This is a genomic window from Mycobacterium scrofulaceum, assembly GCF_002086735.1.
GTDB lineage: Bacteria > Actinomycetota > Actinomycetes > Mycobacteriales > Mycobacteriaceae > Mycobacterium > Mycobacterium scrofulaceum.
In genome coordinates, this window is sequence record NZ_MVIJ01000047.1 from 30,239 (window position 1) to 40,649 (window position 10,411).

11 protein-coding genes are annotated in these 10,411 nt (G+C 63.0%); 6 read left to right on the top strand and 5 right to left on the bottom strand.

The features are described from left to right. Positions 1-28: 28 nt before the first annotated feature. Together BST44_RS23405 and BST44_RS23410 are read right to left on the bottom strand one after the other, a co-directional pair. Positions 29-1,150: a tyrosine-type recombinase/integrase gene (locus BST44_RS23405; RefSeq protein WP_208619873.1), complete on the bottom strand. Its 1,122-nt coding sequence runs from the start codon at positions 1,148-1,150 to the stop codon at positions 29-31. A 57-nt stretch (positions 1,151-1,207) separates the two neighbouring features. Continuing rightward, the gene (locus BST44_RS23410; RefSeq protein WP_244184918.1) at positions 1,208-2,158 is read right to left on the bottom strand and encodes a tyrosine-type recombinase/integrase; all 951 of its coding nucleotides are present in this window, start codon (positions 2,156-2,158) and stop codon (positions 1,208-1,210) included. 319 nt (positions 2,159-2,477) lie between these two features. Between BST44_RS23410 and BST44_RS23415 the strand changes: the two genes are divergently transcribed. Together BST44_RS23415 and BST44_RS23420 are read left to right on the top strand one after the other, a co-directional pair. Further along, a complete protein-coding gene (locus BST44_RS23415) occupies positions 2,478-3,104 on the top strand; it encodes a TetR/AcrR family transcriptional regulator (RefSeq protein ID WP_089150880.1) in 627 nt (208 codons plus the stop codon). Positions 3,105-3,288: 184 nt separating this feature from the next. Beyond that, positions 3,289-3,498 (top strand): hypothetical protein, encoded by a 210-nt coding sequence (locus BST44_RS23420; RefSeq protein ID WP_047323903.1) that lies wholly within the window; start codon positions 3,289-3,291, stop codon positions 3,496-3,498. A gap of 2 nt (positions 3,499-3,500) precedes the next feature. On the opposite strand, the gene BST44_RS30175 is transcribed toward BST44_RS23420, so the two are convergent. The 3 genes from BST44_RS30175 to BST44_RS23430 form a co-directional block, all read right to left on the bottom strand. Next, positions 3,501-3,677 carry a hypothetical protein gene (locus BST44_RS30175; protein ID WP_156181225.1) on the bottom strand — a complete coding sequence of 59 codons (177 nt, stop codon included), beginning with the start codon at positions 3,675-3,677 and terminating at the stop codon, positions 3,501-3,503. 397 nt (positions 3,678-4,074) lie between these two features. Next, positions 4,075-4,809: a TetR/AcrR family transcriptional regulator gene (locus BST44_RS23425; protein WP_047323904.1), complete on the bottom strand. Its 735-nt coding sequence runs from the start codon at positions 4,807-4,809 to the stop codon at positions 4,075-4,077. Between the two features lie 14 nt (positions 4,810-4,823). Beyond that, positions 4,824-5,891: an IS110 family RNA-guided transposase gene (locus BST44_RS23430; protein WP_192579516.1), complete on the bottom strand. Its 1,068-nt coding sequence runs from the start codon at positions 5,889-5,891 to the stop codon at positions 4,824-4,826. Between the two features lie 886 nt (positions 5,892-6,777). Here BST44_RS23430 and BST44_RS23435 point away from each other — a divergent pair. The 4 genes from BST44_RS23435 (at position 6,778) to BST44_RS30180 (ending at position 10,355) form a co-directional block, all read left to right on the top strand. Continuing rightward, on the top strand, positions 6,778-8,079 hold the full coding sequence (locus BST44_RS23435) for an MCE family protein (protein ID WP_047323916.1): 1,302 nt from the start codon (positions 6,778-6,780) through the stop codon (positions 8,077-8,079). 26 nt (positions 8,080-8,105) lie between these two features. Further along, positions 8,106-8,285 (top strand): hypothetical protein, encoded by a 180-nt coding sequence (locus BST44_RS23440; RefSeq protein WP_047323905.1) that lies wholly within the window; start codon positions 8,106-8,108, stop codon positions 8,283-8,285. A 171-nt stretch (positions 8,286-8,456) separates the two neighbouring features. Next, positions 8,457-9,095 carry a TetR/AcrR family transcriptional regulator gene (locus BST44_RS23445; RefSeq protein ID WP_083179448.1) on the top strand — a complete coding sequence of 213 codons (639 nt, stop codon included), beginning with the start codon at positions 8,457-8,459 and terminating at the stop codon, positions 9,093-9,095. 294 nt (positions 9,096-9,389) lie between these two features. After that, positions 9,390-10,355 (top strand): IS3 family transposase, encoded by a 966-nt coding sequence (locus BST44_RS30180; RefSeq protein ID WP_158086674.1) that lies wholly within the window; start codon positions 9,390-9,392, stop codon positions 10,353-10,355. The last annotated feature ends 56 nt before the right edge of the window (positions 10,356-10,411 follow it).

Below are 10,411 nucleotides of genomic sequence, written 5' to 3' on the forward strand. Positions count from 1 at the left end.
TCGGCCCTCGGTCGCGGCGCCGGCGTGCTCACCGGTAGGGCTCCCCAGCGGCCACAGCCTCCACGGCCCGGCGTTTGTCCTCGTCTCGTGCATGCAGGTAAACAGCAGTCGATCCCAGCGCGACGTGACCCAACAGTCGCTGCACGACGTCGAGATCGACACCAGCGCGCACCCAATTCGTGGCCGCTGTGTGCCGAAACATGTGCGGTCGCACCGCAAAACCGCACTCAGTGGCCAGCCGTTCGAAGAAACGCTTCGCCGCACGATAGGTCATTGCCGCACCCAGCGGCTCGTGATAAAGGTTGACGAACACCATGTCGCAGTCATCCTCACCGAGGATTTCGCTGCGCTCAAACTGGTAATCAGCGTACGCCAACGACACCGCCTGGCTGGTCGGCACGCTTCGAGGAAACCGCGACTTGGCCAGCGCCCCATTGGGATTGGCCCGATGGCGCACGTGAACGTGAGCGCCCAGCACCGCGCAACCCAACTGGCGGGAGTCGGGAAGCAGGTGCAAGTCGCCCCTGCGCAGTCCCAGGGCTTCGCCGATCCGCAGCCCACTGTCATGCAACAGGGTGGTCATGAAGCGTTCTCGAGGTCGTCGACAACACGCCAGGACCCGTGCGGACTGCTCGGGGCTCAGCGCCTCCGGAAACGTTGTCTGCGCCCTGGATTTGAGCATCCGCGCTCGCACCATGCGGAACTGGCCGGACTCGCCAGTATCGAAGCCGGCCGGGGTGAAACGCAGCCAACGCGGCTCGGCCAGCCGGTCGGCCACGGCCTGTTCGATCATCCCGGTTCTGGCGCAAAACCGCAGAAACTCGCACACCGCGGTCAGCGTGGCGTTGACCGTCGTACCCGAGCGCAGCCGCCGGCCTCGGTACGGCGTTGCTTCCAGGAAGTGTTTGAACCGCGCCAAGTTCGCCAAGCTGATCGAGGACCACTCGACTCCCTGATCGGCGCACCAGGACATGAAGTTGGCCACCCGGCCGGCATAGGCACGGATGGTGTGCGGCGATCGGCTAGCCCCGTACAGCGCCCGTAGGAAGTCACTGGCTTCCCGGTGCATCACCAACCCGGGATCGAGCACCACCCACAGCTCAGACCCGTCGAGAGGTGAGATCGCCCGTTCGGCCCAAAACGATGGCACGTGTCGAACGTAACTGTCGTGCCTCAAAGTAGGGGATATTCGTATGGCACCGGCGTGTCACGCCGCTGAACCCACGTACCTCATCCGGTAGGAAGCAGTACAGATAACGAAGGTGTGGCGGAAACCGTGTACCAAGACTCCGGCGGCGCGTTGACTGTTCAGCCCCGCTTTCTTGAACGCGCGTAGTACCCGGTACTGGAGCGTGCCCCGTGTCATCCGCTTACCGTCGCTGCCGACGAATAGTGGAGCGGTGGCCGCCCAGGCGGCAAGCCCGGTTTCGGCGGACCGCCGCTTTGTCGTGCCTGGAAAGCGAGCTGCTCGGGATCCCAGATACGCCTCGAGTTCGCGAATGAGGGCGTGTTCTATCGGTATTCGGCGATCTTTGTTTCCCTTGCCGTGGACGTGGATGACGCCTCCCCCATCGGTGGGTCGAATATCGCCGACGTCGGCACGCACCAGTTCGTCTGCCCGCAGTCCGGCGAGCACAGCCGTCAGGACGATAGCCCGGTCCCGCTCGGACCAGTCGGAACGGCGCCTTGAACCTTGGTCCAGATCGATCGCCGCCAGCAGCCCGGAAACCGTCTCGGCGCCAAGGCCTTTCGGGAGCGTCTTAGCGACTTTGGGTCGGCCGATCAGTGACATCGGATTAGCTGCGATAACGTCGCGGCTATAGAGGTAGTCGCACAACGTGTTCCAGTTCGACCAGCATCGCCGAATCGATGCGGCCGAGTGGGTCTGCGCGTAAGTGGCGAAGGCGGTCCGCAGCGCGTCCTTGATCAGGACATCGGGCCTCAAATCAACGACCTGCTCGGGGATGTCGGCAAGCAGAGTGGCGATGGCGTCGAAATCTTGGCGGTATGCCCTCATCGTATGGGGTGACGGCTTGCGTATCGCACGATCGGCGAGGAATTCCAAAAACCATGGCGGGTAACTGGATTCCCTATTATTGTGGCCGGGACGCGGCGGTGCCATGAAGCAATGGTCGCACGATTTGATGGATAACGGCAATTATCCATGATTGACGCGTGTTGCCCGATACCAGCGGGGATTGCGCATAGGCAACGCCGCCATGGAGTTCTTCTGTGCCCGGATACGGGTCGAGCTGCTCAACACCCGGGCTGGGAGACCAGCATGGAATTGGCCGGTGCGATAGCCGACTACTTCGACAACTTCTATAACGTTGAACGCCGCCACAGCTATCTTGGCAACATCAGTCCGGCAGCCGTATGAGACGCTCTGGGTATCCACCAATTGTGCACCCAACGCGCATGACCACGGCTCCAACCGATGGGGACAGTCACTGGGAAACAAAACCTGCGACGGTTCTATCGTGGGCACTGTGTCCCAGATCGCCGATCGTCCCGCGGACTCCTCACAGTGGTCGCCGCGGGAGGCCGAGGTGCTTGCGGTGACGTTAAGCCTGCTGCAGCAACACGGGTATGACCGGTTGACGGTGGACGCGGTGGCGGCCGCCGCCCGCGCCAGCAAGGCGACGGTGTACCGGCGATGGCCGTCGAAAGCCGAATTGGTGCTGACCGCGTTCATCGAGGGGATCCGCCAGGTCGTGGTCCCGCCCGATACCGGCACACTGCGGGGAGATTTGCTGGAACTTGGGGAGTTGGTGAGCCAACAGGCCCGCCAGCACGCCAGCACCATCCGCGCGGTGCTTGTCGAGGTGTCGCGTAACGCCGCGCTCAACGAAGCGATACGGCATCAGTTCCTCGAGCAGTGGAAAGCCTCGGTCCAGCACATCCTGAGGCAGGCCGTCGACCGCGGTGATATCGCCGGCGCCGCCATTAACGACGAACTTTGGGACCTACTGCCCGGCTACCTAATATTCCGGTCCATCATCCCTAGCCGACCCCCCACCGGTCGCACCGTGCAAGCGCTCGTCGTTGAGTTCATCATTCCCAGCCTCACCCGACCCACTGGGCAAGGCGGTTCAGCCCCCTGATTGCCTTCGGCGACGCCTCGCAGGCGTGAAAATGTGGTCGGGTTGCCCACCGACGCCATTTCACTCTGGTTTGTGAGCCTGTGGTTTAGCCTGGCGCCGGGCCCGACCTGGGAGGGTCACGCACTGGCGCTTCGAGCAGGCTGGTCAACGTCCGCGACGTGAAGCACGACAAGTTGGACGCGGTGTGGCTGGCAAGTTCACCGAGAACGGCATGCTGCGGCCATCGTTCGTGCCGCCGGCACCGGGGCGGCGGCTGCACGATTACACACGGCTGCGGGTCGACCTGACCGGCGGACGCGCCCGCTACTGGCGGCAGCTGGAGAAGCTGCTCGAGGACGCGTTGATTAAGCTGCTCGAGGACGCGTTGATTAAAGTGCCGGCGGTGGCGCGTTGAAACTAGTCACCGTCTCGGTTCGCGACATGCTTGAGGCGTTGATCGCTGGCGAGCGCGACGCCGGACAACTCGCTGACCTGGCCCGCGGCCGGATGCGGGTCAAACACGGCGCCTTGTCGAGGCCTTGACCGGCCGATTTCGACGACCACCACGCGGAGCGAAGCCGGATGCTTGCTCACCTGATTGACACCCTAAGCGCGCGGATCGAACCCTAACCATTCGCATCGACGAGCAACTGAGCGCCCTGACCGACGTGGCAGCCACAGCGGCGACACCAACGCGAGCGCGGCCGGCGGCGGGCCAGGCCAGATCATCGTCGACGACACCATGGCCGCCCGACAGACGCTTCCGGAGATCGAGCGTCTCGACGAGATCGCCGGCGCCGGAACGGCTCGGCGTACAGCTGATCCTGGCCGAGATCGCGCCGATATGACCCCAATTCCCGACCGCCGCGCACCTGGTGCAAACGGCAGTCGCTACCGGATTAGTTCGCGGTCAGCCCGCGTTCAGTACGCGTTTCCGCACAGCGGCGGGACGCAGGTGCGTGGCGGCCACCCGTCCAGGTCGCCTCCGGAACTATCTGTCGTTGCCGATCTCGTGGTCGGCAATTGGCCACACTCGGGTAGCCGGAGCGGCTGCTGCGGGAAGCTGGTTTGCGGAGGGGGCCTGCGTTGCGGGCTCATCGGCGTGGCGGCGGTGCGCGGCAAGGAAGTCATCGACGATGCGCTCACAGTCTTGACGATCGATGGCACGCATGCCGGTGAGTCGAGCGAACGCGAGTGGCCCCACAAGTTGACACAGGATCAGCTGCGGGTCGAATTCATCGAGGTCGGCGCGGGCTTTGGGGCTTTGCAAAAGGCGATCGAACGGCTGGCGATATTGGTCGACGATTCGTGTCCGCAGCGCGTGCCGATCGTAGGTTTCCTGGGCGCTGCTATTTGATGCTGGGCCAAGCGCGACCCAAGCCAGTGTGGTGACGTGTAGCGGTGCCTCCTGGAACAGCGTGGCTTGTCGGCTCAACAGTTCGATGAGTTGGTCGCGCAACGGACCCGTCCCCGGCGGTGGATGGACCTGCGGCAGCAGCCGTTCAAACGTGGCGGCCAGCAGCTGAGTGGAGCTGCTGAAGTGGCGATACAGGGTCGTGCGCGCGACTTTGGAGACTTTGGTGACCGCGTCAACGGTGACGGCTTCGATGCCGCCGGCGCTGAGGAGCGTGGTGGCAGCATCCAATAGCCGGGTCCTTGAGCGTAGCCGGCGTGGGTCGACGTCGTCATCGTCGTCAACGGGGAATTCAAGGGCGTCGCGCTCCATGTGTTTCTCCTATGTCAAGCCGCTGCCGTTTGGCAAGGCTGGGTCCGGTTGTGGTGATCGGTGTGGAGACGGCTGAACACGATGCGGGATAGGCGTCGTTTGATGCAGCGCAAGGCTTCGTGTTTGGAGTCGCCGGTGGCGACGCGTTTGCGGTAGTAGGCCTGCCCGCAGCCTTGGAGGCGGATCTGGGTGACCGCGATGCGGTGCACGGCCGCGTTGAGTTGCCGGTTTCCAGAGCGAGTCATGCGGACCCTGCCCGCGCTGTTACCTGACCACACCGGGATCGGCGCCACCCCGGCATGGCGAGCGAAGGCGGCCTCGCTCTTGAAACGAGTCACTCCGGCGGTTTCCCCAACGAGTTTGGCCGCGGTCAAGTCCCCACAGCCCGGTATTGCCAGCAGGGTAGGCGCCACGGCGCGAACGCGTTCGCCGATGCGCTTGGCCAACGCATCGATCTGCTCGGTGAGCCGGGTGATGTCGGCCAACTCCTCACAAGCCAGTTCGGCAACCAGGCCCGGGACTGTGATCAGCCACGCGCCCAGGATCTGGCGGTGTTTGGCTCGGTCCAGCGATGCAGCCTTGGGGGCCCGTTCGGGATCGAGTTCATGGACTCGCCAACGCAGCCGGCTAATCGTCGCCGTGCGTTGTGCCACAAGGACTTCGCGGCGGTCAACTAACAACTTCAGCTCGCGCGATATCTCATCATGAGAAGCAATCGGCAGATCAGGTTCACGCAGAAACCCGCGCGCGACCGCCAGTGCATCGATGGGGTCAGACTTACCGCGCGTGCGTGCTGAGGCACGGGTCTGAGCCATCAGCTTCGGTGGGATGCGCACGACCTGCTGCCCTGCGGTGAGAAGGTCGCGTTCTAACCGGGCTGATAGGTGCCGGCAATCCTCGATCGCCCACACCAGCTGGGCACCGAAACATTCCCGGGCCCACATCACCGCTCCAGCATGCCCGGCGGTGGTCGCTTCGACGACCTTCTCCCCGAGCTTGCGCCCAACCTCGTCGACCGCGACAAAGGTGTGCGTGCGCTTGTGTACATCGGCTCCAACAACAACCATGGTGGTTGCCTCCATTCACTGTGAGGTGACGGTTGGGCCGGTCGGCGGACACATCTCAGTCGGGGGGGATGCCACGCTCCTATCAAGTCACGCCGGCCGGTCCTTCACACCTGATGCCGACAAAACGCATGCACGCCAACCCGAAGGCAGCACCGAGCCTATGAGCCAGACACCAGGTGATCAGGATCCAACCACCGCAACACGCGGCGACCTCACCCTGACACTGAAATCACCGTAAGCCCCGCGGGTACCTGGCACGCACCGAATCGTGCCTGCATCGGACGATTGACCCGTCCCAACGCAACTAACACTACTGGTAGTGGTGTAGCGCTACTAGTAGTAGTGTAGCGCTACTAGTAGTCCTTTATCCATATCCGCCTTTACGCCGGAGGAGGATTCATGTCAGGCAAACGGTCGAACGATCCCTGGCTCACAAGCTCCTCGATGCTGCCACTACATGCCATGTCGTCTGGCTGTCGAACGAGCTTTCCGAGTTGTGCGAGCGAAATCGCGCAGACGGAGAGCGATGGTCTGCAATGAATATGCTGCTTGCGCCAACCAAGCCTCACGTGTGGACACGTGCGGTTCGGGATTTCAGGCTCACCGGCCGCGCGATTACCAGTGGCATGCACCGACCGCCGCCGGCCGACCAAGGCCGCGTGCGTCCACGTCATTACCCGCCTCGCTGCTGCTCATACCTCGACGACGGCCTAATGACCCGGGAAATGCATGACCACTTGCGCGAGGAGCCGATCAGACTAACCTCCCGGCTGGCATTTCGCTTACGCCGCTCATGAAACTGACAAGGTTTCGGCGATGGTGCATCGCCATCGTCAAATCACCTGCGCGCCAAGGAGGGTACGTGCTGTCCTGCGCGAGGTACCGAAACGCTGACTGGACGTTGGTCAGGACTCAGACCAACGCCCCGCGGACCCCGCCGTATAAGTGGATCGCCGTGGCCGTGTTGCTCGTTTTCGCGCTGATTTTGGCCTTGGTGTACGGGCAGTTCCGGGGTGCCTTCACCGAAAAGACGCAGCTGACCATGATCGCCACCCGCGCCGGGTCACTGATGGATCCGGGTTCGAAGGTGACCTATAACGGGGTGCAGATCGGCCGGGTGGGCAAGATCGCGGAGACGGTGCGTGATGGGAAGCCGGCGGCGAAGTTCACCTTGGAGGTGTATCCGCGGTATTTGGCGTTGATTCCGTCGAATGTGAATGCCGATATCAAGGCGACGACGGTGTTCGGTGGTAAGTATGTGGCGTTGACGACCCCGGCTCATCCGTCGCCGCAGAAGATTTCGTCGCACACGGTGATCGATGCGCGGTCGGTGACCACCGAGATCAATACCTTGTTTCAGACGATCACCTCGATTGCGCAGAAGGTGGATCCGGTCAAGCTGAATTTGACGTTGAGCGCGGCGGCGCAGTCGTTGACGGGGTTGGGGGAGAAGTTCGGTCAGTCGGTGACCAACGCTAACGCCTTGCTTGATGACGTGAATCCGCAGCTGCCGCAGGCGCGCAAGGATATTGCGCGGTTGGCGGCGCTGGGGGACACGTATGCGGATGCGTCGCCGGATCTGTTCGACTTCTTGAACAACGCGGTGATCACCTCGCGCACCATCAATGCGCAGCAGAAGGATTTGGATCAGGCGTTGTTGGCGGCGGCCGGGTTCGGTAACACCGGTGCCGAGCTGTTCAACAAGGGCGGGCCGTATCTGGCGCGAGGCGCCGCCGACCTGGTGCCCACGGCCCAGCTACTGGACACCTACAGCCCCGAACTGTTCTGCGCCCTGCGCAACTACCACGACATCGTGCCCATCACGGGTGCCTCCGAAGGAGGCTTCAACGGCTACTCGTTAAACATGGACACCGAGGTGCTCTCCGGGCTGGGACTGATCGCGAACCCGGTGTCCGCGGCGCCCGTCATCGCTTCGCTGGTGGGCGGTGTCGCCGGGGTGGTCGGTGGGGCGCCCAACCCCTACATCTACCCCGAGAACCTGCCGCGGGTGAACGCCCGCGGTGGGCCCGGGGGAGCCCCGGGGTGCTGGCAGCCGATCACCCACGACTTGTGGCCCGCACCGGAGTTGGTGATGGACTCCGGCAACAGCCTTGCACCGTACAACCACCTGGACACTGGATCGCCGTATGCGATCGAATACGTCTGGGGCCGCCAGGTAGGGGATAACACAATCAACCCATAAATGGGCATTCCCGCATAGAGTGGGCGATGAGCTTTTGTGGTGGGAGGGTTTTCGCGTGCGAGCACAGTCAGCATCCGGGACAGCTCTCGACGCAATCCTGCGCCGACGCGGATCTGGTCATCAAGCAGATCCCGGTGATGCAGCATCACGTGGCGCAGATCCCAGTCAGGCTCATCCAGGGCGCAAGCAATATCGGCCAGTGGTGATTGCCTTCGCGGGGCGCAGCCGATTCGCGAGCCGGTATTCCACTGCGGCTTTTGTTGAACACCCGCGTGGAATCGATGAGCATTCGCATGGAATGATCGAGGCGACGACCCGCACTTGGCATCATGCCGCCAAAACCGCTAATGCCGCACCGCGGCAAATGACACACTGAAATGGCGCCGCAAAAGGGTAATCGCAGACCGGGCCGCCCGCCTGCCGCGACGGCCGGCGACGCGCGTCAGCGAATTGTCCAAGCTGCTCGTTTGGTGTTTAGCGAACGCGGCTACGACGGCGCGACGCTCCAAAACATCGCCGCGCGCGCCGAACTGAGCCGGCCGGCGATCAACCACTACTTCTCGAGCAAGCGAGCGTTGTATCAGGAAGTGCTGGTTGAGACCAACGAATGCGTCATCGGAGCCGGTGTTAAACATGCGGACATCGAGAATTCGCTGGTGGCTCGCCTGATGGCGTTCATCTCCGCGGCGATGAGAGCCGGTTCGGAAACTTCCGCCGGGTCTGCGTTTTTAGTCACTGGCGTAATCGAATCGCAGCGCCATCCCGAATTGGTTGGCACCGAAAACGATCCCCTTTGGATCATTCGGAAAGTATTGACACGCTTCGTCAACGATGCGATTGAGCGCGGCGAACTCGCTGCGGATATTGATGCATCGGCAATGGTCGAACCGCTGCTCGTCGTGGGTTGCGGCGTGGGGGTGTACGCGGGCTACGTCCGGAGTTACCCGGAGATGGTGGCCATGACCCGAATGCTGCGCCAACTCGTGGAAGGGGCGCTTTGCCCACCCGAGGATTAGCGGGACGGCCGTTATGATGGTGACCCGTTGGGCTCAGCTGTGCTGAAGCCGACCATCCCCCGTCGAAGATCGCCAAAAACTCACCCGACGCCACCACGGTGATGGACGGCACCGCCCCCAACGACGCCGTCCCGCTCATCCGCTTCCTGGTCAGCGATCCTGATTCGGTACATGCGGCCGCGCCTAGGCAGGCTGACCTGGCGTGTTCCCTGTGAATGAGTCCAACAGATCTGTACCCGTGTTGTTGGTCCAGGGTTGTGAGAGTCGAGGGCAGAGTGATCATCGGGAGGTCACATGCCCCGTCAGTATTCGTCTTCGGTGCGCCGGCAAATCGTTGCACGGCTGCGATCAGGGGAACCCGTTGCCGCCTTGGCTGCCGAGACCTGCATCTGTCAGGCCACACTGTTCCGATGGAAACGTCAGGCACTCATCGACGCCGGGCTCATCGAGGGCATTCCGAGCGTGGAAGCCGACGAGCTGGCGGCCGCCTACAAGCGCATCGCGCAGCTCGAGGCCGAGCTGGCCCTCACCCGCGATGCGTGCGAATTGTTCGACGAGCAGGCGGTGGTGCCCCCAAAACGCCGACGCGCGATCACTGAAGGACTGATCGCGCGAGGACATTCCGGCCGATCCGCCTGTCGGATAACAGGATTAACGCGGTCCTTGCTGCAGTACCACCGGCGACGACCCGTCCCGGATCGCGAAGTGCGACGACTGATCGTGGCCGACACGATCACCGAGATCCACCAACGATCACGCGGCACCTACGGCCGCCGACGGATCCGCGCCGCGCTGCTGGCCGACTACGAGATGAACGTCAACCACAAGCTGGTCAACTCGATCATGTCCGAATACGGCCTGCACGGGCTGCCGCGTCCGGGGCGACGAAAGCCCAACCTGATCGGTGTCGACACCCCAGTCGACCTGGTCAATCGGCGATTCACCGCCACAGGGCCCAACCAACTGTGGTGCACCGACATCACCGAACACCCCGCCCGCGACGGCAAGGTGTACTGCTGCGCGATCCTGGACTGCTTCTCACGGATGATCGTGGCCCGCACCTTCTCCACCACCGCCGACACCGCACTGGTCAACAACGCGGTCAACATGGCTGTCGACAACAGAACCCTAAGTAGCCCAACCATTCTGCACGCCGACCACGGCACGCAATTTACGTCCTGGAGCTTCGGGGAGAACATGAGACGTTGGGGCCTGCTCGGCTCATTCGGCACCGTGGGCGACTGCCTGTTGACCGGCTAATCGTGGCCGGCTGAATCACGTAAACGACACGCCAACAACGGAAATGCTTGACCGGT

What these genes read in the sequence shown, in the direction of transcription:
- BST44_RS23425 (WP_047323904.1), bottom strand. Translation starts at nt 4,809, where the DNA reads ATGGAGCGCGACGCCCTTGAATTCCCCGTTGACGACGATGACGACGTC.
- BST44_RS23430 (WP_192579516.1), bottom strand. Translation starts at nt 5,891, where the DNA reads ATGGAGGCAACCACCATGGTTGTTGTTGGAGCCGATGTACACAAGCGC.
- BST44_RS23440 (WP_047323905.1), top strand. Translation starts at nt 8,106, where the DNA reads ATGAGCTTTTGTGGTGGGAGGGTTTTCGCGTGCGAGCACAGTCAGCAT.
- BST44_RS23445 (WP_083179448.1), top strand. Translation starts at nt 8,457, where the DNA reads ATGGCGCCGCAAAAGGGTAATCGCAGACCGGGCCGCCCGCCTGCCGCG.
- BST44_RS30180 (WP_158086674.1), top strand. Translation starts at nt 9,390, where the DNA reads ATGCCCCGTCAGTATTCGTCTTCGGTGCGCCGGCAAATCGTTGCACGG.